Source organism: Nocardia rosealba (assembly GCF_020216065.1).
Taxonomy (GTDB): Bacteria; Actinomycetota; Actinomycetes; order Mycobacteriales; family Mycobacteriaceae; genus Nocardia; species Nocardia rosealba.
Window position 1 is genome coordinate 48,488 of sequence record NZ_JAIWNA010000001.1, and the last position, 24,541, is coordinate 73,028.

Here is a 24,541-nt window from a genome sequence, read left to right on the forward strand (position 1 = left end):
GTCGAATCCCCGGTGCTACCGGGCAATCACGGCGACGGCTGGATAGGCTAGGCGACGATGACGGCTATGTGGTTCGGCTTGGCGGCGATCGCACTCGTTGGTGCGGTCGTACTGCTGTATTTCGATCGGGTCCAGCGACAGCGCACCGGACACGCCCGCCAGGTGTGGGCGAAGTCCCAGGGCTATACCTATGTGTCGGTGGAGCCCGCCCTCGCCTCGACGTGGCGGCGCGGCGCGCTGACCAAGCTCGGGTACCTGTCCGCGGTCGACGTGGTCTCCGGCATCCGCAAGGGCGAGAAGTTCGTGCTCTTCGACCTGGAAGACGCCGCCACCCTGGTGGCCGTGCGCCGCCAGATCGGGTCCGAGATCGACGTCGACATGCGGCTCAAGACCGCGTCGCCGCCCAAGGACCACGATCTGGAACTGCTCGGCGCCATCGGCGACCGGGTCGTGTTCGCCACCGACCCCGAGATCGCCCGGCACGCCGTCGACCAGCGGATGGTCGGCTTCATCGAATCCCTGTCCGACACCGTGCAGATGCTGTGGAGCGAGGGCAACTGGACCCTCGGCATGCTCCCGGTCGGCAGCGGGTCCAAGGACTGGGAGACCGCGATCGACGCCGTGCTTCGCCTGTCGGGTCTGCTGCACGTGCTGCCGCCGGTGGCCGAGCCGAACGAATACACCCGTCCCCGTTCGGGAATCGGCGAACCCTCGCCCGGCGGGTTCCGCGACGAGTACGACGACGACTACGCTCCGGCCGCCCGCGTGCCCGATACCGACGGCCGCGCCCGCTTCCCCGGTCCCGACGACGAAACCGATGTCGACGACCACTACGGCCGCGCCGCCGAACCGCTGTTCCCCGCGCGCCCCGCCCAGGCACCCGACGACGACTACGACCGCCTGCCGCCGCGCAAACCCGCCTTCGCGGCCGACCCGGATTTCGATCCCGACCTCGACGACCCGGATTTCGAGGACCAGCCCGCACCCGGCCGCCGTCCGCTCGGCGAACCGCCGAAGCGCCCGTCGCTCGCCGTCGTCCCGGAACCGCGCCCGCGGGTGGAGCCGCCGCGCCCGCGCACGGAAGACCCGCGTCCGCGCGCGGACGAACAGCGTGCCGACGACGAGTCCGACCAGCCCGGCGGCCCCTTCCACCCCGGCTTCCGCCCCTACCAGGGCCCCGTCCCGAAGTGATCCCGATGCCGTGACACGGCATCATCCGTCGACCCGAATCGACCAGCTATGACCGATATTCCCGCGCGCCTGCCCGGTGCGTCCCGACCCGTCGCCCTGATCACCGGCCCCACCTCCGGCATCGGCCTCGGCTTCGCCCATCGCCTCGCCGCCCTCGGCTACGACCTGGTGCTCGTCGCCAGGAACGAGGTGCGGTTGCGTGGCCTCGCCGACGAACTCGGCCGCCGGTACGCCACCTCCGCCGAGGTCCTCGTCGCCGACCTCGCCGATGACGACGACCGCGCCCGCGTCGCCGAACGTGCCGAGGCCGGCCTCCAATTCCTGGTCAACAACGCCGGTTTCGCGCACTCGGGGGAGTTCTGGACCCTCGAGCACGCCGAGTTGCAGGCCCAGCTCGATGTGAACGTCACCTCGGTCGTGCAGCTCACCAGGGCCGCACTGCCCGCGATGATCGCGGCCGCGTCCGGTTCGATCGTCAATGTGGCCAGCGTGGCGGGGCTCGTGCCCGGCCGCGGATCCACCTATTCGGCGTCGAAGGCCTATGTCGTCGCCTTCACCGAAGGTCTCGCGGGCGGACTGTCCGGCACCGGTGTGCGCATCCAGGCCCTGTGCCCCGGCTTCGTGCACACCGAGTTCCACGAGCGCGCCGGAATCGAGATGAGTTCGCTGCCCAAGGCGCTGTGGCTCGAGGTGGACCAGGTGGTCGACGGCTGCCTGCACGACCTGGAAGCGGGCCGGGTCATCAGCGTTCCCGGTCTGCAGTACAAGGTCATCACCACGGTGGCGGGGATGGTTCCGCGCACCCTCATCACGCGGCTCAATCGCGGCCTGTTCAACGCACGCGGCAGGACCTAGGGCATGGCGTGGGCCCCGGCGGCGGCAGCGTAGCGTAATCGCGCAGGGCCCACGCAGATGACCGAAAGGAAACCGCATGATCGACCAGGCACGTCAGGCGCTCACCGAAGCCGATCGCGACCAGTTGGCCGCGCTCGTGCGCGAGCTCGCGGTCGTGCACGGCAAGGTGACACTGTCCTCGGGCAAGGAGGCCGACTACTACGTCGACCTGCGCCGCGCGACGCTGCACCACCAGGCCGCCCCGCTGATCGGGTCGCTGCTGCGTGAGCTGGTCGCCGACTGGGACTTCGACGCCGTCGGTGGGCTCACCATGGGCGCCGATCCCGTCGCGATGGCCGTCATGCACGCGCCCGGTCGTCCGATCGATGCTTTCGTCGTCCGCAAGGCCGCCAAGGCCCACGGCATGCAGCGCCAGATCGAGGGCCCCAATGTCGTCGGCAAGCGGGTGCTGGTGGTCGAGGACACCACAACCACGGGCAATTCGCCGCTCACCGCCGTGCGCGCGCTGCGTGACGCGGGCGCCATCGTGGTGGGTGTGGCCACCGTCGTGGACCGCGAAACCGGTGCTGACCAGGTGATCGCCGCCGAGGGGCTGGAATACCGGTCCATCCTCGGTCTCGACGACTTGGCTCTGAGTTAGCCTGAACATCGGAAGACTCGGACGGCGACGAAGCCGTCCGGCAGGTGAGAAGGACGTGTGAGTCACCCGTGGTGAGCATTGCAGTTAACAAAGGTCGCGACAATGTCGCGATGCTCGGGATCGGTGCCTACCGCCCGCAGCGCATCGTCAGCAATGCCGAGGTGTGTGAGGTTCTCGACTCGACGCCCGATTGGATCTTCGAACGCACCGGCATCCACAACCGGCGTTGGATCAGTGGCGACGAGACCATCCGCTCGATCGCGGCGGCCGCGGGCGAGCGCGCGCTGAAGAACAGCCCGGTCGACCGCGCCAAAATCGGCGCGGTCCTGCTGTGCACCTCGAGCTGGCTCAAGCTCACCCCGCACGGTGCGCCGTCGGTGGCCTACGACCTCGGCCTCAACGGTGTCGCCGCGTTCGACCTCACCTCCGGCTGCGGCGGTTTCGGCTACGGCCTCGGTGTCGCCGCCGACCTGATCCGCGCCGGTTCGGCCGAATACGTGCTGGTGATCGGCGCCGAGACGATGACCGTCGGCCTCGACCCGACCGACCGTGGCACCGCGATGATCTTCGGTGACGGCGCGGGCGCCGTCGTCGTCGGCCCGGCCGAGGAGAACGGCATCTCGCCGACCGTGTGGGGCAGCGACGGCGAGAACGCCGAGGCCATCGCCCAGGACGTCGACTTCCTCGCCTACATGAACAAGGCCCAGGCCATGCAGGGCACCGATCCCGAGGTGGAGCCGGTCGGCCGCATGTCGCTGCACATGGAGGGCCCCAAGGTCTTCCGGTGGGCCGCGGTCACCCTGCCGCGCGCCTTGTCGGCGGCGCTCGACGCCTCCGGTGTGGCCAAGGAGGACATCGAGGTGTTCATCCCGCACCAGGCCAATGCCCGCATCAACGAGCTGATGAAGAAGAACCTCGGCCTCGCCGAGAACATCCCCATGGCCAACGACATCGAGAACACCGGCAACACTTCGGCCGCCTCGATCCCGCTGGCGATGGAGGAGATGCTGGTGACCGGTAAGGCCAAGGGCGGTCAGCTGGCGCTGCTGCTCGGCTTCGGCGCGGGCCTGAGCTACGCGGGCCAGGTCGTCACCTTGCCGCCCGCCCCGAAGGAACCGAGCTTCTGACGATGCGTCCGTTGCGCGCGGGCTATCTCGCGGCGGCGGCGGTCACCGTTCTCGGTGCCGTCACCGGCCGCGAACGCCTGCAATGGGTGGCCAAGCCGCTGCTGATGCCGTTGCTCGCGGCCGACGCGGTGACCAGTGGCGCTGTCGACCCGGCCGAGCGTCGGATCTTGCTCGCCTCACTGGCCGCCGCCACCGTGGGCGACGTCCTGCTCATCGACCCGGACGACGACCGCCGCCTCATGGCGGGCGCGTCGTCGTTCGCGGTGATGCAAACGGGATACTCGCTGCTGTGGTGGCAGCGTGGGGCCCGTCCCCGTCCCGAGATCGCCGTGCCGCGTCTGCTCGCCTGGGCGGGCGCGGCCGCGCTGCTCCGCGCCAAGGCCCCGGCACTTGCTCTGCCGCTCACCGCGTACGGCGCGACGCTCGGAACCGCCGCGACCCTCGCCTCGGACCCTGCCCTGGCTCCCGATGCGAAAAACATTGCCGGACTGAACATTCCGAACGAGGACCCGCGCAGCCGCTACGGCTCGGGCGCGTTGCTGTTCACCGTCTCCGATGGCCTGATCGTCCTGCGCCGCCTCTTCGCGAAGTCCGAAAGATCCCGCCGCATCACCGAAGGCATCATCCTCGCCACCTACGCGGCGGCCCAGTACCACCTCACCGTCGCACCGCCGACCCGGGCTGCGACAGCCGCCGACCAGAAGGTGCGCTGAACGCGGCTCGAGTTGCACCCTGACTGCCGCGACGGCGACCAGGCGGCATGGGTGCACCAGGCCGCGAGCGTCGACACTCAGGCCGGGTCGACGCGTGCCGACCCGCCGGTCAGCTCACCGCGAGGAACGTCAGGACGGTCGCACCGATACGGATGATGTCACCATCGCCCAGCAAAGCCCCACTGTCGATGGGCAATTCGTTCACATAGACACCGTTGGCCGAATGCAGATCCTTGATCAGCAGGCCGGCGCGGCTGGGCATGATGTGGGCGTGGTAGCGGCTCGCCTTGGGGTCGTCGAGGACCAGTTCGTTGTCGGTCATGCGCCCGATTCGCAAGCCGCCGTGCGGAATCGGGATGGTGCGGCCGTCGGCGAAGCGCAGATTGCCGTTGCGGATCGAGCGCGGCACCTCGGTGACGGTCTCCGTCATCGCGGCGGCGACCTGCTCGGATCGCTTGAAGGCCTGCACATTCAGCGGTTCCTGGCGAAGGACGCGCTGCTCGAGTTCGATCAGCGCCGCGCCCGGGTCGATGCCGAGTTCCTCGGCGAGGACGGAACGAACCCGGCGGCACGCCTCGAGCGCGTCGGCCTGACGACCAGACAGGTACAGCGCGGTGATGAGCTGACCCCACAGCGGTTCACGCAGCGGGTTCTCGTTGGTCATGGTGACCAACTCACCGATCACCGAAGACGAACGCCCACAGGCGATTTCGGCATCGATGCGGGCAGAGGCGGCGAGCAGTCGCTCCTCGTTCATCGCGGTGGCGAAACCGTCGGCGAACTGCAGACCGGCCAGGTCGGCCAGCGCACGCCCCGACCACTCCCGCAGCGCCGCGCCGAACAGGTTGGCCGCACCGGGGTGGTCACCGGCGTCGAGGCAGCGCGAACCGGCCTCGCGTGCGTTCTCGAAGCGGCCCAGATCGCAAGCGGTGTCGGGGATTTCGAGCCGATATCCGGCGCCCTCGGTGCGCAGCACCTGTGCGGAGTCGATTCCGGCGTTGCGCAGCGCCTTGCGGATATTGGAGACGAACACCTGCAGGCTCGCGGCGTAGGAGTCGGGCGGATCCTCGTTCCACACCATCTCGGCGAGCACAGCCGACGACACCGCGCGCCGCCGGTTGACGGTGAGCGCGGCAAGCAGCGCGCGCGGCTTGGGCCCGCCGACCGCTACCGGCTCACCGCCGACGAGCAGTCGAACGGGCCCGAGCACACGGACATCAAGACTCATGAGCTCGGGCCCCGTTTGTTCGATACCGAATTCAGGAACCGCTGACGGAGCGACCGGCCGACTTGAGGTCGTTGCAGGCCTCGAGCACGCGCGCGGCCATCGAGGACTCGGCCTTCTTCAGGTAGCTGCGCGGGTCGTAGGTCTTCTTGTTGCCGACCTCGCCGTCGATCTTGAGCACACCGTCGTAGTTGGTGAACATGTGCCCGGCGACGGGGCGGGTGAAGGCGTACTGGGTGTCGGTGTCGACGTTCATCTTCACCACGCCGTAGCGCAGCGAGTCCTCGATCTCGGACTTCAGCGAGCCCGAACCGCCGTGGAAGACGAAGTCGAACGGCTGCGCGTCGGCGTCGAGGCCGAGCTTGGCGGCCGCCACGCGCTGGCCCTCGGCCAGCACCTCGGGCTTGAGCACCACGTTGCCCGGCTTGTAAACACCGTGCACGTTGCCGAAGGTGGCGGCGAGCAGGTACTTGCCGTTCTCGCCGGCGCCGAGCGCGTCGATGGTCTTCTCGAAGTCCTCGGGCGAGGTGTAGAGCTTGTCGTTGATCTCGGCCTCGACACCGTCCTCTTCACCGCCGACGACGCCGATCTCGACCTCGAGGATGATGTTGGCGGCCTTCGAGAGCTTGAGCAGCTCCTTGGCGATCTCGAGGTTCTCGTCGATCGGGATGGCCGAGCCGTCCCACATGTGCGACTGGAACAGCGGGTTGAGGCCGTTGTTCACGCGCTCCTGGGAGATGGCGAGCAGCGGACGCACGTAGGTGTCCAGCTTGTCCTTGGGGCAGTGGTCGGTGTGCAGCGCGATCGTCACGTCGTATTTCGCGGCGACCACGTGCGCGAACTCGGCCAGCGCCACCGCGCCGGTGACCATGTCCTTCACACCCTGGCCCGAAGCGAACTCGGCGCCGCCGGTGGAGAACTGGATGATGCCGTCGCTCCCGGCCTCCGCGAAGCCCTTGATGGCGGCGTTGATCGTCTCCGACGAAGTGCAGTTGATAGCCGGGAATGCGAACGAGTGCGCCTTGGCCCGGCCGAGCATCTCGGCGTAGACCTCCGGAGTCGCGATAGGCACAGCAGTGACCTCCGTCTGTGGGGAGCAAAAAACCAATTCTGTCAGGCCACACCCTAGGTTAGGAAGTGATCGATGAGTTCACCGGCTGGTTTCCACCTCCTCGCCCACACCCATCCACTTCACAGCCGCGACCGGTACTGTGGGGCCCGTGACTTTGCTGGCGGTTTCCGATGTGATGACGCACAACCTCGCGTTGACCCAGTTGCTGGACCCGATGTATCTGCTCCAGGACACGTGGCTGAAGAACGCGGTGCTACCCGCCATCCTGGCGATTGTCTTCATCGAGACCGGTCTGCTGTTCCCGTTGCTGCCCGGTGACTCGCTGCTGTTCACCGGTGGCATGCTGGCCGCGCAGGGCAGCCCGAACATCTGGGTGCTCGTCCCGCTGGTGATCGCGACCGCGTTCGCGGGCGACCAGTGCGCGTACTGGATCGGGCGAAAAATCGGGCCCGCGATCTTCCGCAAGGAAGACAGCCGCTTCTTCAAGAAGCAATACGTCGTCGAGACCCACGAGTTCTTCGAGAAGCACGGCCCCAAGACGATCATCCTGGCCAGGTTCGTGCCGATCGTCCGCACGTTCATGCCGGTGCTCGCCGGTGTGTCGAAGATGAGCTACCGCAAGTACGTGGCGTTCGACATCGTCGGCGCCGTGCTGTGGGGCGGCGGTGTGACGATCATCGGTTACTTCCTCGGCAATGTGCCCTTCATTCGCGACCATGTGGAAGCGATCTTCCTGCTGATCGTGTTCGTCTCGATCCTGCCCGCCATCATCACCGTCGGTAAGAAGGTCGTGCTCGCGCGTCGCGCTGTCCCGGTTGTCCCCGTGGTGCCCGCCGAGCCTGCCGAACTGGCCGTCTCGACGAACAAGACGCTCTGATCGACGTGACAGCGGGACCATCCACCTACGCCGTCGGCAGCTTCGATCCGCTGGTTTCGGCCGGGCCCGCTGTGGTCTGCACGGTCGTGCTGGTGTTCGTGTTCCTGGAATGCGCGTTCATCATCGGGCTGTTCCTGCCCGGCGATTCGATGCTGATCACTGCGGGTATCGTGCTCGCCTCCCACGCCAACGGTGAAGCGCAGGTGTGGGGGCTTTCCGTCGGCACCATGCTGGCGGCGATCGCCGGGAACCAGGTGGGATACCTGGTCGGCCAGCGCACCGGCCATCGTGTGGTCGCGCGCAAGAACGGCCGCTACATCAATACCGAGAACCTGGCGAAGGTGACGCATCTGCTCGAACGGCACGGGTTCTTCGCGGTGATGATCGCCCGCTGGATCCCGTGGGTGCGCACGCTGTGCCCGATGGTCGCGGGCGCGGCCGGGATGGACCACCGCAAGTACACGATCGCCAGCACCATCGGCGCGATCATCTGGGCGCCGGTGCTGCTGCTCATCGGCTATTACGCGGGTGAGTTCCTCGAGCGGGTGTCGTGGTTGATGCCCGCGGTGATCGGCACCCTCGTCGTCGGCCTGATCATCGGCACGGTGATCGGCATCCGGCACTACCGCCAGGAAATGGCCAAGCCCGCCGAGGACTACGAAGTCGAGTGCGAGGCGGGTGTCGGCGAGCGCTAGAGGCCCGCGGCGCTCACCTGGTAGGCGGCTTCCATCAGCATCCAGCCCGACAGCTGCACCGACAGATCGCGTTCGGGAACCACCGACGCGGTCACCGAACCACCCGCGGTGAACTTGCCCGCGCCCGCCGAACCGCCCGGCAGGCGGGCCGGTTTGCTCCAGTCGTAGCCGAACAGCGGTTCGCCCTCCACCTCGAGGCGGTTGCTCCAGGCTGCGGTGGCCGAGGTCTTCACGATGGCCGCGGCGATGCGGCGCGCGGCCTCGGGGCGTTTGCCCTCGCCCGGCAGCATCAGCGCGACGACGGCCAGGTAGCGGGCGAGGATGCCGTTGAACAGGCCGCCGTCGCCCCCGCCACCGCCGGAGATCACCAGTCGATGGGTCATGTGGTCTTCCACCGCGTCGACCAGGTCGACGGCGCGGTCGATGTGGCGGTCGTCGTCGGTGTGCACCGCCAGCTCGGCTTCCAGGCCGAGCACCACACCCTGGCAGTAGGTGAACGTGGGCCGTTCGATCTCGCCGGAGGGCAGGTGGATGCCGTCGAGGACGAGACCGGTCGCCGGGTCGCGCAGGGTGTCGTGCAGCCAGTCGGCCATCTGCTGGGCGCGTTCGACCTGGCCGAGTCGCAGCAGGGCGATGCCCGCGGGGCCGTTCGCCGGTGCGTTGTAGAAGTCGGACCGCACCCGCCACGGGATGCCGCCGCCGACCCCCGGGTTCCACGAGCTGTAGAGCTGCTGTTCCAGGGCGAGCAGACCGCCACGCGCCGCGCTGAGTTCCTGGGTGCGTTCGGCGCGTTCGAGTGCGATGGCCAGCCAGGCCATGTCGTCGTAGTAGCGGTTGGTCCAGCCGGTGATGTTGCGCATGCGGTGCGAGCGCGCGATGGCGGCGATGCGCCTGCGCCGGGCCGGTGTCGGTACCCGGTTCGCGGCGTCGATCGCGCAGTCGAGCAGGTGCGCCTGCCACCAGTAGTGCCAGCTGCCGAACAGGCGTTCACGCCGGGTGGCCGGCCAGCCGACGACACCCAATTCCGTTCCGGGACAACCCCACAGCGCGCGCAGGTGGCGCGAGATGATGGCCGATTCGGCCATGTCGGCGCGTTCGGACCACAGCGCAGGGGTCGGTACGGATCCGGTATCAGTCGGCTGCGGGCGCCGGCCCCCACGCGAGGTCATGGGGTCCATGTTGCCAGGTCGGTGTGCATGCGGGGCAAGGAAATTGTGGTCTGTGGCGACCGGTGTGGCGTGGCAGACCTGATGTGACGCGCGGGATTCAGGTGATCGGCCAGGCCAGTGACAGATCGGCGTGCTGACGGATCCAGGTGTGCATGGCGATACCCGCCGCGACGCCCGCGTTGATACTGCGGGTCGAACCGAACTGGGAGATCGAAACCGTGAGGGCGGCAGCGTCTTTCGCGTCGGCGCTGACGCCGGGTCCCTCCTGGCCGAACAGCAGGAGGCATTCGCGCGGCAGCTGGGCGGTTTCGAGCGGCACCGAGCCGGGCACATTGTCGACGGCCACCACGGTGAGTCCTTCGCGGGCGGCGTAGTCACGCAGCTCGGTCAGGTCGGCGTGGTGGACCAGGTGCTGGTAGCGGTCGGTGACCATGGCGCCGCGCCGGTTCCAGCGGCGCCGGCCGACGATGTGCACCGCGGCGGCGGCGAAGGCGTTGGCGGTGCGGACCACGGTCCCGATATTGGCGTCGTGACCGAAGTTCTCGATGGCCACGTGGAAGGGGAAGCGGCGGGCGTCGATGTCGGCGACGATCGCCTCGCGCTTCCAGTAGCGGTAGGCGTCGACCACATTGCGGCGGTCGCCCTCGGCGAGCAGCACCGGGTCGTAGCGCTCGTCGGTGGGGGCGGGCGTGCCGTACTCCTGCTCCCACGGGCCGAGACCGTGTGGATGCTCACCCCACTCGGTGGGTCCCGCGACGTCGGCCTCTGGTTCGATCACCCGCAGGATGCTAGCTCAGTAGGTCGATGTGTCCGCCGACGCACCGATCACCATGAGCACCACCGCGAGCACGATGAACAGCAGCATGATGCCGAGCATCGCGGAACCGATGATGCCCATGATGTAGCCCGCGTACACCTGCGAACGACCGCCGATCGTGCCGTTGGACGCGTCGATCTCGGCCAGCGCCGACTTGGCCTTCAGCCAGGCGAACGGCGCGGTGAGACCACAGAACGACACCCCGATCACCCCGAGCACCAGCACGAGGGTCGACTCCGGATGGTCCGGCGGGCGGTAGTAGCCCTGCGGCGGTAGCGGGTAACTCATAGGCCGCATGGTAGCCGGGGCATCAACCCTGCTCGGTCATCATCGGGGGATCCGGCTCGGGGGTGGGCAGCGCGACAAGGGGGCTGCCCCGGCGCAGGGTGCGCTGCCAGCGCAGCGGATCGTAGACGGCCGGTTCGGTTTCCTCGATGAACTGCCGGATGAGCGTCACGAAGCGGTCCGGATCGAAGTGGTGCGGGAAATGGCCCGCGCCGGTGAAGATTTCGATGCGACTGCCCGGGAAGGCGCGATGCGCGCGGGTGGCGTGTCCGGAGGGGATGACGGTGTCGCGGGTGCCGCCGATGACCAGGGTGGGCAGGTGGGCGGCCAGGTAGCCGCGATCGAGCATGGTGATGGTCTGCCCGCGCCGGTCGGCTGCCGCGCGGATGGTCCGGAGGAAGGCGTTGCGGGCGCCCGATTCGGCCAGGCCGCCGTAGAGGCGGAGCACGTATTCGGCGTCGGGTCCGAGGCCGAGCCCGCCGACCGCCGTGACCAGCGGGATCGCGGCACGCACCGCCGTACGCACCGGCCAACTGGTGACGGCCATCAGCGCCGGCCCGGCGCCCGCGATCGTGGCCAGCCGGAACGCCGGGTGCACGCCCGCACCCATGCCGGCCGGGCACACCAGCGCGAGCCGCTCCACCTTCTCCGGGAACTGGTAGGCGAACTGCAGGGCGACCCCGCCGCCGAGCGAATGCCCGACCACGGTGACCCGTTCGACGCCGAGCACGCTGAGCAGGTCACGCATGCCGTTGGCATAGGCGGCTACCGCGTAGTCGGCGCGCGGCTTGGCGGATTCACCGTGCCCGAGCAGGTCGGGTGCGATGACGGTGTAGTGCTCGGCGAGCGCGTCGAAGACAGGAGCCCAGGTCCCGGAACTGTCGGTGATGCCGTGAATGAGCAGCACCGGCGGACCTGTCCCGGCCATCCGATACGCACGCCGATACCCGTGCACCTCGATGAACCGCACATTCCCGTTCATCAACGAAGCGTGCGCGCGGGGTGTTGCGGGACGACAACACGCAGGTAAGCGACATGTGACACCGCGTATCAGCTACGCGGTGCACAGGGCTTCACCTCAGGTCAGGCGGATTTCCGCGGCGGCGCGGCCGAAGAGCTTGCGGCCCTCCGAGGTTCCGCTCAGCAGCACGGTGGCCGCGCGGCGGTCGGTGTCGATCGACTTGATCTTGCCGGAGAACTGGATCTCGCCCGCCGCGGTCGGTGGGACCGGGACGAAACCGGAGAAACGCACGGCCAGCTTCTCGATGGCGGTCGGGTCACCGAGCCAGTCCGTGAGGTACTGGGCGGCCAGGCCCATGGTGAGCAGGCCGTGGGCGACGACGGTCGGCAGGCCGGCCAGTTCGGCGGCGCGGTCGCTGAAGTGGATCGGGTTCGGGTCGCCCGAGACGCCCGCGTAGTTGGCGAGGTCGCCACGGGTGACGCGCGCGGTGGCGACCGGCAGCTCCATGCCCTTGGTCAGCGATTCGAACCCGGGGCCGGTGTGCACGGGCACGAACTCGCGCGGCGGCACGGCGGGAGCGGGGCCGGTGCGACGGATCAGCAGGTCGTCGGCGATGCCGGTGTCGCCGGGACGGGGATGCATGCTGATGTTCTCGACGGCCTCGACGATATTGGGGTCGACCTCCACGCCGCGGCGCGCGACGATGGTCGTCGTCCCCTGCACCGCCACCTCGTCGTGCTGGTTCACCAGCTTGAAGCCGACATTGACGAAGTCGTTGTCGGCGAACTGGCGGATCGACTCGATCTCGATCTCCGTGCGGATCCGGTCGCCTGCCAGCATCGGGCGGAAGATCTCGAACACCTGGTCGGTCTGCAGCACCTGCGACAGGTCGTACTCGGTGAGTACCCCGTCGAGCAGGGCGCGGGTGGCGCTCATCCCGATCACCGACGCGAAGGTCGGCGGTGCGATCACCGCGTCGTAGCCGAGCTTGCGGGCGTCGACCTCGTTCTGGTGCGCGAGGTGCGTGTTCTGCACCGCCCGGGCGAATTCGCGGATCTTCTCGCGCCCCACCTCGTAGTGATCGCGGAATCCGAAGCGCTGGCCCACCAGCGCCGCCTCCGGGACCACAGCTTCGATGTCCGGCTGCGACGTTGTGTGTTCCGTGCTCATGATCCGAAAAATGATACTGGGTGCACAGTGCCCGATACCAGTTATGTGTGACCCGTCATAGCACCTCTGACCGGCGCTACGACGGGTCATCACCCGTTCAGGGGGCCGCCGTGGGGTCGCACACCTTCCAGCCGCCGTCGGTCTTCTGCAGGTCGAAGGTGCGTGCGGTGCGCTTGGATTCCGCCGCCGTGTACACCGTGGCCTCGGCCAGCGCCGTGTCGTCGGTGATCCGCACCGCGTCCACGCTGTCGACCACCGGAATGGACCCCTGCTCGGTCGAGAGCTGATGCACGCCCTGGAACTGCTCGGTGCTGATGCCCTGGTAGAAGTCGTGCAGCTGCCCGCAGGTGGTGGACCGCAGAGTTTCGAGATCACCGGCGCGCAGTGCGTCGGTGTACTCACCGATCACCGCCCGCACCTGTCCCTCCGGCGAATTGTCACCCGTCGTCATCAGCACGACGCCAACGATCAACGCGATGACGAGCACCGCCGCACCCGCCGCCGCCAACAGCAACCGCTTCGACCGACCCGCCCCCGCGGCGTTCGCCTGCTGCTGCGGTGCGGCCCCTTGCTGACCCGGCTCGATCCGCTGCGGAGGCGCCACCTGCCGCTGCCCATCCGCCAGGTGATGCGCCGGCCGCGTCGGCTGGATATCAGCAGGAGAAGGCGCCCCTGGCCCCTGGCCACGAGCAATACCCGCCCCTTGCGCACCATGCTGCGCCGACGGGCGCGTCTCCTCGATCCCCTGTCCCTGCGGTCCGCGAGGAGCTCCTGGCCCTTGCGGACCCTGGGGTGCCGACGGGCGGGTCTCCTCGACCCCTGGTCCTTGCGGTCCGCGAGGAGCTCCTGGGCCTGGCGGACCCTGGGGTGCCGACGGGCGGGTCTCCTCGACCCCTGGTCCTTGCGGTCCGCGAGGAGCGCCCGGACCTTGGGGTGCCGATGGCCGTGCGTCCTCGGCTCGTGGTCCTTGCGGCCCGCGAGACGCGCCCGGTCCTTGCGGTCCTTGCGGTCCGCGCGGCCCCGGGGATGCGGATGGCCGTGTGTCTTCGACGTCGGCTCCCTGTGGTCCGCGGGGAGCGCCCGGCCCCTGGGGTCCTTGCGGTGCGGACGATCGTGTGTCTTCGACGCCTGCTCCTTGCGGTCCGCGGGGAGCGCCCGGCCCCTGGGGTCCTTGCGGTGCGGACGATCGTGTGTCTTCGACGCCTGCTCCTTGCGGTCCGCGGGGAGCGCCCGGCCCCTGGGGTCCTTGCGGTGCGGATGGCCGTCTGTCTTCGGCCCCGGCCCCACGGCCACCCTGCGGTCCCGACGGGCGCGCGTCCTCGACACCGGGCCCCTGCGCTCCCTGCTGCCCTGCCTGCCTCGGCCCCGCAGGACCCCGCGGCGTGCTGGGCGGCGGCGTCACAGCCCGTCCACCGACAACCCGATCCGTCCCCCGCTGCACCGGAAAAGTGGTTGTAGGCGCATCCGCGGGATTGACCACCCGCATAGCAACCGTCTGATCCTCCGAGCCGGATTCGCCTGCCCCAGCAGGGCTCTCGCCCTTCTTCAACAACCCACCGGCCCCAGCGGCAGCCCCAGCTCCAGCCGCAGCCCCTGCCGCACCGCCGAGAGTCTTATCGCCGGTGCCGTCCGTCCGGTCCTGCGCCCGGGAATCATCGCCCTGCTGCCCGGAACTTGTGGAGAACTTCTCCGTCACTTCGGAGCCCTGCGAATCACTCTCACGCACAGCGGATTCCGAGCCAACAGGTCGAGGCTGCCCCGCATCGTTCCCGCCGGCTTCCGCCCCGCCGACACCACCTTGGCCCCTGTTCGCGCCGCCGGCACCAGCCTGTCGGGTGTTCGCATTGCCGACGCCACTCTGGCCCTCGGAACTCGTAGCCTCCCTGGCAGTCCCGAACCGCGCGGTTGCCGCGTCGGCGCCGCCCTGTTCACCGCGCGAATCATCCGGTGCGCCACGGAGCTCGGCTTCTCGGATGCCCGCGCCGTTCTCGCCACGCGACTCTTCTCGCGCACCACGGGCGTCGGGTGCACCAGCCCGCTCAATGTCGCGTGCAGCCTGCTCACTGCGCGAATCATCTTGTGTAACCGGCGTATCCGCGATTACAGCCTGCTCGTCGGCGTTTGGATGCTGCTCGCCACTCTGCTCGTCAACCCTCGAGCGATCCACGTGCTCCGCGTCGCCTCGACTCCCCGCCACGGCACCGCTGGTTGCTGCGGAAGCGTCACGGTTGCTGGACGCACCGGAGGATTCGTTCGAATCGCTTGTGCCGGGTCGGGATTCACGCGCGTCAGTGGGCGCACCCTGCTGTCCGGCGGTGGGACGATCACCCGGTTCCATCCCGACGGTCGGCACATCTGCCGCACCTTGCTCGTCTCGATCGGCGGACGCAGCCGTCGACGGCTCGCGTCCGGGGATCCACATCGCGGTAGTCGGCGCATCGGCACCACCGAGTCCTGGCGAAGCAGGCTGTGCCCGCGAATCGCCTTCGCCGCCAGTTGATTCCCCGGGAAGACCCTTCGACAACCCGGCCAACGGCGAACTTCCGCCCGGCTCGCGTCCTTGTCCGGCGGCCGTACCCTGTCCACTCTCACGTCCGGCGGCCGCGCCCGACGGATTCGCCGGCCGGTCAGCACGCTGCTGCGATCCGGCTCCACGTTCTGCACCGCCGGCGATCTCGCTGCCCGCACCACTACCGCCGCGAGTATTACCCTCGCCGCCACCGGGGTGACCACCCTGACCGGGTCGATTCCCCGGTGCCCCAGCCGCAGAGCTTTGCCGACTCTCGACAACGCCTCCAGGACGACCTCGACCGCCTGCCTGTTCACCCGAAGGGCGCTGTGCGGCAGGCCCATTCGTTGCCCGCGCGACCGGCGCCGCACGTCCTGGCCCCTGCTGCGCCCCTGACCGACCCCCTTGGGGTGCACCAGAAGCGTTGGGCCCGCTCGGCCCTGCTGCATTCCCCGGTCGGCCCGCAGCCCAGGGGTCACCGGACCCCGGTGCCGCCGAGCGATCGTTCGAGGGCCCACTCGCTGGTCGCCCAACCGATCCAGCTCCGGGCCCGTTCACGGGACGCCCAGCCCCCTCGGATGCGCTTCCCGAACCGTTCGCCCCCGGTGCGTTACGTGGACCACCGGCCCCCGGTGCACTTCCCGGACCGCTGGCCCCCGGTGCACTTCCCGGACCACCGGCCCCCGGCGCATCGACCGGCCGCCCGGCAGCACCGGGATTGTTCGGACCACGCCCCGGCGGATTGCCCGCTCCCGGCGGCACCGGATTCCCACCCTGGGGAGGACGATTTCCCGGACCGGCGGGGCGCTGCGGACCGGGCCCCTGAGGACCACCCACCCGCGGCCCGGCCGGACCCTGCGGCGAACCAGCCCCACCGGCAGGTCGGAACCCGGGTCCGTAAGAACGTCCCGCACCCTGATCGCCCGGCAGCTCACTGCGCCGGATGACAACAGTCTCCGAGGTCCCGGCGGTCGCGCGCTCCGGCTCGGTCACCGCGTGCGGCACCGATTTCGGGGCTTCGGAACCCGGGCGGGTCGACTCGTCGGGCGACGGGTCGGCGTCATGGTGTGTCCCGGCCGCACCGGGACCACGGTCCTCGGCTGCTGGGTTGTTCTCGTCGGTCGGGTCGGACACCTAGTACCCCTCGCTCAGGCTCGAACGTTGAACTCCCGCCCAGCCTAATGCGCGGCGCGCGGGGGAGTTCGTCGATCACCCGTGGCGGGGTGGGTGGGCGTGGCGGTGCACAATGAACCCATGACCTCCTTCGGTGACCTGCTCGGACCGCAGCCGGTCCTCCTCCCTGAACTGATCGACGCCGAAGACGCCATCGCGGCGGGCACCGACCCCGTGAAGGTCGCCGCCGATCATCCGGCCGCGTCGATCGCGTGGGCCCAGCTCGCCGAGGCGGCGCTCGCGCGCAGCAACGGCGAGGTCGATCACGACACCGTCGCCGCCTACGCCTTCGCCCGCACCGGCTACCACCGCGGCCTCGACCTGCTGCGCCGCAACGGCTGGAAGGGTTTCGGCCCGGTGCCGTGGTCGCACGAACCCAACCAGGGGTTCCTGCGCAGCGTCGGCGCGCTGGCGAAGGCCGCGCAGGTGATCGGTGAGACCGAGGAATACGCCCGCTGCCTCGACCTGCTCGAGGACTGCGACCCCAACGCCGCCACCGAACTCGGTCTCGACTAGCCGGTCACCGGTTCGCAGGTGAGCGAGCACAGGCCGTTCGTCGAGGTCGCTACGCCCGTCGTAGCGGCCGCGAAGGTGAGTACCGTCGGCCGGTTCCGGCAATCGGTCGAGCGGTTGCGGCTGTCGGCGATCCCGATCATCCAGTGCGCGCTGGGCGCCGCGCTTGCCTGGTTCATCGCCCACGATGTGATCGGCCATATCGAGCCGTTCTTCGCCCCGACCGCGGCCGTCGTGTCGATCGGCATCTCGTTCGGCGCACGGATCCGCCGCTCGGTGGAGCTGGTCGTCGGTGTCGCGGTCGGCATCGGTATCGGTGACCTGTTCATCGCCCAGGTGGGCACCGGTGTGTGGCAGGTGGCGCTGGTCGTCGGCGGTGCGATGGCGGTGTCGGTGTTCCTCGACTCCGGGGCCATCATGACGATTCAGGCGGCGGGTTCGGCCGTGCTCGTCTCCACGTTGAACCAGGCTCCGGGCGCGGGTCCGTCCCGCATGATCGACGCGCTCGTCGGTGGCCTCGTCGGTGTGTTGATGGTGGCCGCCATCCCGCTGCATCCGGTTCGTCGCGCGCGTGAGCACGCCGCGCAGGTGCTGGATGTGATGAGCAAATCCATGACCGAGTGCGCCGACGGTCTGCTCGAGCAGAGTGCGGACAAGGTGCACGACGCGCTCACCGCCGTGCGCGCCACCCAGAGCCAGATCGACGGACTCCGCTCCGCGCTGGAGGGCGGCCGCGAGGTCAGCCGCATCTCCCCGCTGTACTGGAATTCGCGGAAACGCCTCGCCCGCATCCGGGCCACCGCCGACCCGCTCGACAACGCCGTGCGCAACACCCGTGTGCTGCTGCGCCGTTCGCTCACCCTCGTCCGCGACGACGAGGTGCTCGATCCGCGCCTTATCGACCTGCTCCGTCAGCTCGGCGGCGCCACCGACGTGGTGCGCAAGATGATGCTCGCCGACCCGGGCGAGCAACCCGACCAGGCCGAGGCGGCCCGCTGCCTGCGCAGCGTCGCCAAGAACGCCCGCCCGGAACTCGTTGTGGGCGCGGGCCTTTCAGCACATGTGGTGTTCGCCCAGATTCGTTCGATCGTGGTCGACCTGATGGTGGTGTGCGGGATGCAACGCATCTCCGCGATCGCACTGCTCCCGCCGACCGTGCCGAATCCGTATGTCCCGCCGGAGGAGTGACCTGATCGGCAGGCCGTCAGTACCAGAAGCGGGTCAGCCGGCTGCCGTTGCCCGCCCAATACCGAGGGATGCCGGAAAAATCGAACAGTAAGTACACAGCCTCGAAGAACACCCGGCTGAGCGGGGTGAAAAAGATGACGGCGAAAAGAATCAACATGCCGTACGGCTTGAACTGGTCGAGCGAGCGCCGCGTCTGATAGCTCAGCGACGGCTCGACGATCCCGTAACCATCGAGGCCCGGCACCGGGAGAATGTTCAGCAGAAACGCTGTGAGCTGCAGGAACGCCAAGAAACTCAGTCCGTACCAGAAGGCGGCGTGTTCGGTGGCCGACCCCATCGCACGGATCACGATCAGCAGCACGATCGCGCACAGCAAATTCGAGAACGGGCCGACCGCGCTCACCAAACGCTGTATGCCCGAACGGAATCGGGTGGTGTCCAGATAAACCGCGCCACCCGGTAGACCGATTCCGCCGAGCGCGATGAACAGCAGCGGTAACACGATCGACAACACCGGATGGCTGTATTTCAGTGGATTCAGCGTGAGATATCCACGCGCCTCCACATCGTGGTCACCGGCCCGCCACGCCACATAAGCGTGCGCGAATTCGTGCAGGCACAGGCTCACGATCCAGCCGAACACCACAAGCACGAACACGCCGACCTTGGCGCGCACCGAGGACACGTCGGCGTCCCACGCCAGCGCACCACCGAGCACGGTGACGGCCACGATCAGCAGAAAGACCGGACTCGGCCGCACCGCGCCACGGGTGCTCGGAAAGGAGTAACTCATCGCACCAGCAGCCAGGGTTGTTCGAAGCGGTAGAAGGTCGACCGGGGGACGGTGCGTTCGGCGGTGATCCCGTCGCGGGTCACGATCGCGCCGGGCGTGCCGAGCTGGGCGGCGCGCCCGCCGACCCAGCGGCGTTTGCGCAGGCCCTTGCGTACCCGCGCCCGCACACCCGGCATCGCCATCGTCGGGGAGATCAGCATGGTCGTCACCGTGCCGGTGAACAGCAGGGTGTCGTCGACATAGGCCTCGCCCTCGAGCTTGGCGCCCTCGACGCCGGTGATGCTCGCCCGGCCCACCAGCACCGTGCCCGTGTCGTCGCGGATCAGCGGCGTCTCGACGGCCCGGCCTTCCAGCGCGGTCTTGGCGGCCGCGTTGCCGGTGCCGGTCTGATAGACCCGCGAGGCATAGGTGGTTTCGACCGGCACATAGCCGATCTCCACGTGCAGCCGTTCGGTGCGCATCAGATGGGTGAGCACGGAGGCCAGGCCGGCGTCGTCGCCCAGCACGATCAGGCGGGGCAGGCTGTCGGCGGCCAGCACCGGCAGCAGCTCGTCGATCACGGCGACATCGGGTAACCGCTCGGTCTGCGTGGTGGGGAGTGAGGCGAGAGCGATCGGGACCGGCAGGTCACCACATCGGAGAACGTGGGTACTCAAACTGCGGTACACCCTCCTCGGTCGGGTCGACGGTGTGTCGCCCATGAGCGCGGCAATCCCCCTGCCGGCAAGTAACCGTAACCGATGATGGCACGCCCGCCGGGCGCGGGTCGGGGCGCTGGACAGGGCGCGCGAGTGCCGTCGGCTAGACTGTGTCTCCGGCCACCGCCTCAGTACGGCAGGTAGCTGCAGTACAAGCGTGCTGCTGTCGATCTGTAGGAGACTCCGAAATGCCGGCTATCGTCCTCATCGGCGCCCAGTGGGGCGACGAGGGTAAGGGCAAAGCTACCGATCTGCTCGGTGAGCGGTTGCAGTGGGTAGTCCGTTATCAGGGCGGCAACAACGCCGGTCATACGGTGGTGCTCCCCAACGGTGACAAGTTCGCGCTGCACCTCATCCCGTCCGGCATCCTCACCCCCGGTGTGAAGAACGTCATCGGCAACGGCGTCGTCGTCGATCCGGGTGTCCTGCTCGAGGAGCTCGCCGGACTCGAGGAGCGCGGTGTCGACACCTCCGGCCTGCTGCTCTCGGCCGACGCGCACCTGATCATGCCGTACCACGTGGCCATCGATAAGGTCACCGAACGCTTCCTCGGCAACCGCAAGATCGGCACCACCGGCCGCGGTATCGGCCCCTGCTACCAGGACAAGGTCGCCCGTGTGGGCGTGCGCGTCGCGGATGTGCTGGACGAGAAGATCCTCACCCAGAAGGTCGAGGCCGCACTGGAATTCAAGAACCAGGTGCTGGTGAAGATCTACAACCGCCGCGCGCTCGACCCGCAGCAGGTGGTGGACGAGGTGCTCGCGCAGGCCGAGTCGTTCAAGCACCGGATCTCCGACACCCGCCTCGAGCTGAACCTGGCGCTGGAGCGGGGCGAGACCGTGCTGCTGGAAGGGTCGCAGGGCACCCTGCTCGACGTCGACCACGGCACCTACCCGTTCGTCACCTCCTCGAACCCGACCGCGGGCGGTGCCGCGGTGGGTTCGGGCATCGGCCCGAACAAGATCGACACGGTGCTCGGCATCCTCAAGTGCTACACCACCCGCGTCGGCTCGGGCCCCTTCCCGACCGAACTGTTCGACAACTTCGGTGAGTTCCTCGCCAAGAACGGCGGTGAGGTCGGCGTCACCACCGGTCGCGCCCGTCGCTGCGGTTGGTTCGACGCCGTGATCAGCCGGTACGCCACCCGGGTCAACGGTGTCACCGACTACTTCCTCACCAAGCTGGACGTGCTGTCCGGGCTGGACACGGTGCCGATCTGCGTGGCGTACGAGATCGACGGCGAGCGGGTCGAGCAGATGCCGACCACGCAGACCGAGTTCCACCACGCCAAGCCGATCTACGAAGAGATGCCGGGTTGGTGGGAGGACATCTCCGCCGCCCGCACGTTCGAGGATCTGCCGGCCAACGCGCAGGCGTATGTGCTTCGGCTGGAAGAGCTTTCGGGTGCTCGGATTTCGTGCATCGGCGTGGGGCCGGGTCGTGACCAGACGATCGTCCGCCACGACGTGCTGGCGTAGTTCTGTCGTCGAGCCCGGTGTCGCAGCAGCGGCGCCGGGCTTTGTCGTCTACACCCCCGACACGCTCGGACTATGCGGACACGCTATCGATTTGAGCATCCACCTGGCTAACGCTATGGTCGCTGCGGCACGCGGGGACGTGCCGGTTTCTTCTAGCGTGTGAGTGGGTGTTCGACGTGGTCCGTCGGTGTGCTGGTGTGTGGGGATCGACGGGGCGGATGAGCGCTCGGGCGGTCGCGGGTATGTTGCCGATGGCGGTTGCGGTGGCCTGTGCGGGTGTCGCCCTTGCCGTGCCGCAGCCGGGTGTGACCGATGAGGTGCCGGAGCAGCCGGGAGTGAACATGCCGGGCGAGGAGGGGCGTTCCAGTCTCGGGGATTTCGAGGGACCTGATTCGCTGGCCTATCTGGCGCCCGAACCGCAAGAAACGCGCCCGGTGCCCGAATACACCACCCCTGCGCCGCCCGTCGTGATCGAGGAACTGCACCTCCCTGAACCGGTCGAGCCCGTCGCCCCGATCGCCCCGCCGCCGCGCACTCTGCGCGTGGGTGACTTCACCGCTCCGGCTCCGGAGGAACTTCCGGCCGAAATCCTCGACGGTGTGAACACCACCGCCGCCGACGTCGAAGCGGCCATCGCCACCCAGGGCCGCTCCATCGGCATCAACCCGAGCCGCTCCGACAAGATCGCTGCCGCGACCGTCGGCGGTGCCCTCGCGGGTGCCGCCCTCGCCGGCGTTCCGGCGGCCGCCGTCGGCGCGGTCGGTGGCGGACTTGCGGGTGCCGCTGTCGGTGCAGGCGCCGGCTTCGTGGTCGGCGCTGTCACCACCGGCACCGCGGGCGCGATCATCGCCGCCGCGTCGGCGGTCCCCACCGGAGGTATCGGCGCCGTGGTCGCGCTCGGCACGGCTGCTGCCGCCACCGCCGCATCCACCGGTGCGGGCGCAGCGATCGGTGCGGGCGTCGGCGCGGCCGCGGGCGCCGCAGTTCTCGGCATTCCCGCCGCGGCCGCCGGTGCGGTCGCAGGCGGCATCGCAGGCAGCAGCTACGGCGCCACCATTTGACCTCCAGCGCCGCCTGCCGTGGGTCGGCGGAGAACTGTGGCCAGGTGTCCGTTCTCCGGCGCACCTGTGGTGCTCGCCGCGGGCGGGAGTAGCGTCGGGAATGGTCCGGATGGAGGTGGCTGATGGTGCGCACAATGATGGTGGCGGGGGTGCTCGCGGTGGGTGTGCTCGCCGGGTGTTCGACGCCTGAGGCGCCCGCACCGGCGCCGAGCGCGTCACCGGTGCTGTCCACCACCGCCCTGCCGCCCGCCGAGACCCTCGCCCCGTCCCAGCAGCGCAACGAGCGTATCCGGGGAATGCTGTACACGGCCGGGTGCGTCAGCAATGCCTGCGTGCAGACCTACTTCGCCTGCATGGACGGCTACCTCGCCGGCGATCCCTGCCAGTTCTTCCGCGACCATCCGCCGCCGCCCTGACGTACGGGGCAAGGCGGCGATCGTGGCGTCGGCTACCGGCAACGAGACCGGTTGATCACTGTGCGCGCGTGAGGAATTCGCCGATGGCGGGCGCGAGCACGGAGATCTTCGGGTTGTGGCTCACGCCGGTGAGTTCGGCGAACTCGGCGTTCGGCACCACCTCGGCAGCCGCCTTCGCGCCCTTGGTGAGCAGGGGCGCGGTGCGTTCGCCCGCGAGGACGAGGACAGGAACGGAGATGCCGCTCCATTGGGCGGGGTCGAGCTTCTGCCCACGCATATAGGGCTTCATCACGGCCCAGTCGTGTGCCGTCGAATTCGACGTGGCCGCAAGCTGTTTCCAGAACGGCGTCACCCGCATCACCGCAACCATCAGCGCGGGCATCCCCATCGCCTTGGTCATGTAGTAGCGAACCGTCTTGTCGCGCTTGCCTTCCGCGATCATCGGATGCAGCTTGGTTTCCAGGTCCTTCGGCGGCACATGATGTTTCGCATCCACCACGAAGGGCGGTTCGAACGCGACCACCTCGGTGACGCCGGGGATCTCGCGCGCCGCGAGCAGGGCGAGCGCCGCGCCCGACGACCATCCGAACAGCGCCGCCTTCCCGCCCGCCGCATCGACGAGCGCGGCGATGTCGGCGATCTCGTTCGCCACGTCGTACACGCCGGGGGAGTCGGTGCTGTCACCGCGCCCGCGCCGGTCGTAGTTGAGCACCGTCAGGTCGTAGTCGTCGGCGAGAGTCTGCGCGAGCTCGGTCATGGTCTTGAACTTGCGGAAGCTGAAGGCGCCGCCGATCAGGACGACCGTCCCCGCGGTCCCGTCGCCGACCCGGTCGTAAGCGATCGTTGTGCCGTCGGCCGACGTGACTGTCTGCATGCTGTTCCTCTCGATAGCTGACCACCGCAGTGCGACGGTACGCGACCCTGCGCGCCCGCCCTCCGGCTCCTCGGAACAGACGGTCCGGGGCCGCCCGATTCATCGCTCAGAAGAGCATGGGTTCACCGAAGCCCGGTGTGCGCTCGATCTCGAGCAGGCGCGCCTTGGTGCCGATGCCGCCGGGTGCGGAGAATCCGTGCAGCGCGTGGTCGGCGGCGAGTACGCGATGGCAGGGGATGATGAGGGGAATCGGGTTGCGGCCGAGGGCTTGCCCGACGGCTTGGGCGGAGCCGGGTGCACCGATCCGGATGGCGATGTCGCCGTAGCTGAGGGTGCGGCCCGGGTCGATCTCGCGGGTCACCGCGTAGACGGCGCGGTGGAATTCGGGCACGCCGGGCAGGTCTACCTCGATCCAGCGCAGCGCGTCGACCGTGCCCGCGAGGTGGGCCCGGACGCCGGCGATCGCCGCGACGATCGCGGGGCCGGGCTCGCCTTCGGCCACCGGCTGCCCGCCGAAAGGCCGGGTGATGTGGGCCAGCGTCTGCTCCTCGCTGGCCTCGGGTAGCGCGAACCGCACGACGGTGTCGTCGCGCCAGGCGATGGCGCACAGCCCGATGGCGGTGTCGAAGAGGGCCGCGACCACGGTGCCGGTCCGTGTCGAGTCAGCTCCGGAACTCATGAGCACAGTGTGCGCCGCCCCGGTGACAGGTTTCGGCCCGACCCGCCGCTCAGGCGGCGAGACGGCCACTGTCCGGCTTCGAAACCAGGCCAGTTTCTGGCGACTGGACTGGTTCGCCCTGACCGCGACTGCGAAGGGCTTCGAGATCGCGGTATTGGCGCTGGTCATCGTAGGTGCCGAAGGCCCGGTCATGAGGCGATTCCTGGAAAGGCCAGAACGGTAGTTCCCCCTCCTTGGGGGCGAAATGGTAGACGGCATAGCCGACGGCGAAGGCAACGGCGAGAGCGAGGAAGGTGGTCATATTCCAAGGGTCCGCCCACTGGCCTTGTCAAAAAATAGCCACTCACGGAATACTGGACTTT

25 protein-coding genes are annotated in these 24,541 nt (G+C 68.9%); 12 read left to right on the forward strand and 13 right to left on the reverse strand.

Features of this window, described 5'->3' with window-relative positions; translation table 11 throughout:
* The first annotated feature begins 57 nt into the window (after nucleotides 1-57).
* From LDL21_RS00140 to LDL21_RS00160, 5 genes are all read left to right on the forward strand, one after another.
* The gene (locus LDL21_RS00140) at nucleotides 58-1,191 is read left to right on the forward strand and encodes a TtfA family protein (RefSeq protein ID WP_225278305.1); all 1,134 of its coding nucleotides are present in this window, start codon (nucleotides 58-60) and stop codon (nucleotides 1,189-1,191) included.
* Nucleotides 1,192-1,239: 48 nt separating this feature from the next.
* A complete protein-coding gene (locus LDL21_RS00145) occupies nucleotides 1,240-2,046 on the forward strand; it encodes an SDR family NAD(P)-dependent oxidoreductase (RefSeq protein ID WP_225278306.1) in 807 nt (268 codons plus the stop codon).
* A gap of 76 nt (nucleotides 2,047-2,122) precedes the next feature.
* Nucleotides 2,123-2,686 carry an orotate phosphoribosyltransferase gene (pyrE, locus tag LDL21_RS00150; RefSeq protein WP_067484319.1) on the forward strand — a complete coding sequence of 188 codons (564 nt, stop codon included), beginning with the start codon at nucleotides 2,123-2,125 and terminating at the stop codon, nucleotides 2,684-2,686.
* Nucleotides 2,687-2,754: 68 nt separating this feature from the next.
* Nucleotides 2,755-3,813, forward strand: a complete 1,059-nt coding sequence (locus tag LDL21_RS00155) for a beta-ketoacyl-ACP synthase 3 (RefSeq protein ID WP_181699918.1) — start codon at nucleotides 2,755-2,757, stop codon at nucleotides 3,811-3,813.
* Between the two features lie 2 nt (nucleotides 3,814-3,815).
* A complete protein-coding gene (locus LDL21_RS00160; RefSeq protein ID WP_225278307.1) occupies nucleotides 3,816-4,526 on the forward strand; it encodes a lysoplasmalogenase in 711 nt (236 codons plus the stop codon).
* Between the two features lie 109 nt (nucleotides 4,527-4,635).
* Here LDL21_RS00160 and LDL21_RS00165 read toward each other — a convergent pair whose 3' ends face one another.
* Both LDL21_RS00165 and fbaA read right to left on the reverse strand, forming a co-directional pair.
* Nucleotides 4,636-5,754: a BTAD domain-containing putative transcriptional regulator gene (locus LDL21_RS00165; RefSeq protein ID WP_181699922.1), complete on the reverse strand. Its 1,119-nt coding sequence runs from the start codon at nucleotides 5,752-5,754 to the stop codon at nucleotides 4,636-4,638.
* A 31-nt stretch (nucleotides 5,755-5,785) separates the two neighbouring features.
* Nucleotides 5,786-6,823 (reverse strand): class II fructose-bisphosphate aldolase, encoded by a 1,038-nt coding sequence (fbaA, locus tag LDL21_RS00170; RefSeq protein ID WP_181699924.1) that lies wholly within the window; start codon nucleotides 6,821-6,823, stop codon nucleotides 5,786-5,788.
* Nucleotides 6,824-6,995: 172 nt separating this feature from the next.
* Here fbaA and LDL21_RS00175 point away from each other — a divergent pair, with 172 nt between their 5' ends.
* Nucleotides 6,996-7,700, forward strand: coding sequence for a DedA family protein (locus LDL21_RS00175; protein ID WP_370465850.1), 705 nt, complete (start codon nucleotides 6,996-6,998; stop codon nucleotides 7,698-7,700).
* Nucleotides 7,701-7,705: 5 nt separating this feature from the next.
* Nucleotides 7,706-8,395 (forward strand): DedA family protein, encoded by a 690-nt coding sequence (locus LDL21_RS00180; RefSeq protein WP_181699926.1) that lies wholly within the window; start codon nucleotides 7,706-7,708, stop codon nucleotides 8,393-8,395.
* Here the strand turns inward: LDL21_RS00180 and LDL21_RS00185 are convergent.
* The 6 genes from LDL21_RS00185 to LDL21_RS00210 all read right to left on the reverse strand — a co-directional run bounded on the left by LDL21_RS00185 (nucleotide 8,392) and on the right by LDL21_RS00210 (nucleotide 13,401).
* Nucleotides 8,392-9,480 (reverse strand): glycoside hydrolase family 76 protein, encoded by a 1,089-nt coding sequence (locus LDL21_RS00185; RefSeq protein WP_225279184.1) that lies wholly within the window; start codon nucleotides 9,478-9,480, stop codon nucleotides 8,392-8,394. The two genes, LDL21_RS00180 and LDL21_RS00185, sit on opposite strands and share 4 nt — an antisense overlap.
* Before the next feature lie 181 nt (nucleotides 9,481-9,661).
* Nucleotides 9,662-10,342: a TrmH family RNA methyltransferase gene (locus LDL21_RS00190; RefSeq protein WP_225278308.1), complete on the reverse strand. Its 681-nt coding sequence runs from the start codon at nucleotides 10,340-10,342 to the stop codon at nucleotides 9,662-9,664.
* A 15-nt stretch (nucleotides 10,343-10,357) separates the two neighbouring features.
* Nucleotides 10,358-10,669, reverse strand: coding sequence for a DUF4190 domain-containing protein (locus LDL21_RS00195; RefSeq protein WP_225278309.1), 312 nt, complete (start codon nucleotides 10,667-10,669; stop codon nucleotides 10,358-10,360).
* Between the two features lie 22 nt (nucleotides 10,670-10,691).
* Nucleotides 10,692-11,648, reverse strand: a complete 957-nt coding sequence (locus LDL21_RS00200) for an alpha/beta fold hydrolase (protein ID WP_225278310.1) — start codon at nucleotides 11,646-11,648, stop codon at nucleotides 10,692-10,694.
* 96 nt (nucleotides 11,649-11,744) lie between these two features.
* Nucleotides 11,745-12,797: a fused (3R)-hydroxyacyl-ACP dehydratase subunits HadA/HadB gene (locus LDL21_RS00205; RefSeq protein WP_181699933.1), complete on the reverse strand. Its 1,053-nt coding sequence runs from the start codon at nucleotides 12,795-12,797 to the stop codon at nucleotides 11,745-11,747.
* Nucleotides 12,798-12,894: 97 nt separating this feature from the next.
* The gene (locus LDL21_RS00210; RefSeq protein WP_225278311.1) at nucleotides 12,895-13,401 is read right to left on the reverse strand and encodes an Rv0361 family membrane protein; all 507 of its coding nucleotides are present in this window, start codon (nucleotides 13,399-13,401) and stop codon (nucleotides 12,895-12,897) included.
* A 3,159-nt stretch (nucleotides 13,402-16,560) separates the two neighbouring features.
* Here LDL21_RS00210 and LDL21_RS00215 point away from each other — a divergent pair.
* Both LDL21_RS00215 and LDL21_RS00220 read left to right on the forward strand, forming a co-directional pair.
* A complete protein-coding gene (locus LDL21_RS00215) occupies nucleotides 16,561-16,995 on the forward strand; it encodes a DUF3151 domain-containing protein (RefSeq protein ID WP_225278312.1) in 435 nt (144 codons plus the stop codon).
* Between the two features lie 75 nt (nucleotides 16,996-17,070).
* The gene (locus tag LDL21_RS00220; protein ID WP_225279185.1) at nucleotides 17,071-18,180 is read left to right on the forward strand and encodes an FUSC family protein; all 1,110 of its coding nucleotides are present in this window, start codon (nucleotides 17,071-17,073) and stop codon (nucleotides 18,178-18,180) included.
* A gap of 16 nt (nucleotides 18,181-18,196) precedes the next feature.
* Here LDL21_RS00220 and LDL21_RS00225 read toward each other — a convergent pair whose 3' ends face one another.
* Together LDL21_RS00225 and LDL21_RS00230 are read right to left on the reverse strand one after the other, a co-directional pair.
* Nucleotides 18,197-18,973 (reverse strand): site-2 protease family protein, encoded by a 777-nt coding sequence (locus tag LDL21_RS00225; RefSeq protein ID WP_225278313.1) that lies wholly within the window; start codon nucleotides 18,971-18,973, stop codon nucleotides 18,197-18,199.
* Nucleotides 18,970-19,629 (reverse strand): hypothetical protein, encoded by a 660-nt coding sequence (locus LDL21_RS00230; protein WP_225278314.1) that lies wholly within the window; start codon nucleotides 19,627-19,629, stop codon nucleotides 18,970-18,972. The genes LDL21_RS00225 and LDL21_RS00230 overlap by 4 nt, the downstream gene beginning before the upstream one ends.
* Nucleotides 19,630-19,859: 230 nt before the next feature.
* Between LDL21_RS00230 and LDL21_RS00235 the strand changes: the two genes are divergently transcribed.
* The 3 genes from LDL21_RS00235 to LDL21_RS00245 all read left to right on the forward strand — a co-directional run bounded on the left by LDL21_RS00235 (nucleotide 19,860) and on the right by LDL21_RS00245 (nucleotide 22,626).
* Nucleotides 19,860-21,149 carry an adenylosuccinate synthase gene (locus tag LDL21_RS00235; protein ID WP_067484365.1) on the forward strand — a complete coding sequence of 430 codons (1,290 nt, stop codon included), beginning with the start codon at nucleotides 19,860-19,862 and terminating at the stop codon, nucleotides 21,147-21,149.
* 218 nt (nucleotides 21,150-21,367) lie between these two features.
* Nucleotides 21,368-22,210, forward strand: coding sequence for a hypothetical protein (locus LDL21_RS00240; protein ID WP_225278315.1), 843 nt, complete (start codon nucleotides 21,368-21,370; stop codon nucleotides 22,208-22,210).
* Between the two features lie 122 nt (nucleotides 22,211-22,332).
* Nucleotides 22,333-22,626 (forward strand): hypothetical protein, encoded by a 294-nt coding sequence (locus LDL21_RS00245; protein WP_181701183.1) that lies wholly within the window; start codon nucleotides 22,333-22,335, stop codon nucleotides 22,624-22,626.
* A gap of 55 nt (nucleotides 22,627-22,681) precedes the next feature.
* Here the strand turns inward: LDL21_RS00245 and LDL21_RS00250 are convergent, their stop codons facing one another.
* The 3 genes from LDL21_RS00250 to LDL21_RS00260 form a co-directional block, all read right to left on the reverse strand.
* Nucleotides 22,682-23,500, reverse strand: coding sequence for an alpha/beta fold hydrolase (locus LDL21_RS00250; protein WP_225278316.1), 819 nt, complete (start codon nucleotides 23,498-23,500; stop codon nucleotides 22,682-22,684).
* Nucleotides 23,501-23,606: 106 nt separating this feature from the next.
* Nucleotides 23,607-24,179, reverse strand: coding sequence for a methylated-DNA--[protein]-cysteine S-methyltransferase (locus tag LDL21_RS00255; RefSeq protein ID WP_225278317.1), 573 nt, complete (start codon nucleotides 24,177-24,179; stop codon nucleotides 23,607-23,609).
* A 49-nt stretch (nucleotides 24,180-24,228) separates the two neighbouring features.
* Complete coding sequence (locus tag LDL21_RS00260; protein ID WP_225278318.1) at nucleotides 24,229-24,480, reverse strand: hypothetical protein; 252 nt, start codon at nucleotides 24,478-24,480, stop codon at nucleotides 24,229-24,231.
* Nucleotides 24,481-24,541: the final 61 nt, after the last annotated feature.

Bases quoted from the DNA above. Each gene is read 5' to 3' on its own strand.
- LDL21_RS00165 (WP_181699922.1), bottom strand. From the start codon at position 5,754: ATGAGTCTTGATGTCCGTGTGCTCGGGCCCGTTCGACTGCTCGTCGGC.
- LDL21_RS00250 (WP_225278316.1), bottom strand. From the start codon at position 23,500: ATGCAGACAGTCACGTCGGCCGACGGCACAACGATCGCTTACGACCGG.
- pyrE (WP_067484319.1), top strand. From the start codon at position 2,123: ATGATCGACCAGGCACGTCAGGCGCTCACCGAAGCCGATCGCGACCAG.
- LDL21_RS00140 (WP_225278305.1), top strand. From the start codon at position 58: ATGACGGCTATGTGGTTCGGCTTGGCGGCGATCGCACTCGTTGGTGCG.
- LDL21_RS00195 (WP_225278309.1), bottom strand. From the start codon at position 10,669: ATGAGTTACCCGCTACCGCCGCAGGGCTACTACCGCCCGCCGGACCAT.
- LDL21_RS00260 (WP_225278318.1), bottom strand. From the start codon at position 24,480: ATGACCACCTTCCTCGCTCTCGCCGTTGCCTTCGCCGTCGGCTATGCC.
- LDL21_RS00245 (WP_181701183.1), top strand. From the start codon at position 22,333: ATGGTGCGCACAATGATGGTGGCGGGGGTGCTCGCGGTGGGTGTGCTC.
- LDL21_RS00225 (WP_225278313.1), bottom strand. From the start codon at position 18,973: ATGAGTTACTCCTTTCCGAGCACCCGTGGCGCGGTGCGGCCGAGTCCG.
- LDL21_RS00240 (WP_225278315.1), top strand. From the start codon at position 21,368: ATGAGCGCTCGGGCGGTCGCGGGTATGTTGCCGATGGCGGTTGCGGTG.
- LDL21_RS00215 (WP_225278312.1), top strand. From the start codon at position 16,561: ATGACCTCCTTCGGTGACCTGCTCGGACCGCAGCCGGTCCTCCTCCCT.
- LDL21_RS00235 (WP_067484365.1), top strand. From the start codon at position 19,860: ATGCCGGCTATCGTCCTCATCGGCGCCCAGTGGGGCGACGAGGGTAAG.
- LDL21_RS00160 (WP_225278307.1), top strand. From the start codon at position 3,816: ATGCGTCCGTTGCGCGCGGGCTATCTCGCGGCGGCGGCGGTCACCGTT.
- LDL21_RS00145 (WP_225278306.1), top strand. From the start codon at position 1,240: ATGACCGATATTCCCGCGCGCCTGCCCGGTGCGTCCCGACCCGTCGCC.
- LDL21_RS00200 (WP_225278310.1), bottom strand. From the start codon at position 11,648: ATGAACGGGAATGTGCGGTTCATCGAGGTGCACGGGTATCGGCGTGCG.
- LDL21_RS00255 (WP_225278317.1), bottom strand. From the start codon at position 24,179: ATGAGTTCCGGAGCTGACTCGACACGGACCGGCACCGTGGTCGCGGCC.
- LDL21_RS00205 (WP_181699933.1), bottom strand. From the start codon at position 12,797: ATGAGCACGGAACACACAACGTCGCAGCCGGACATCGAAGCTGTGGTC.
- LDL21_RS00185 (WP_225279184.1), bottom strand. From the start codon at position 9,480: ATGGCCGAATCGGCCATCATCTCGCGCCACCTGCGCGCGCTGTGGGGT.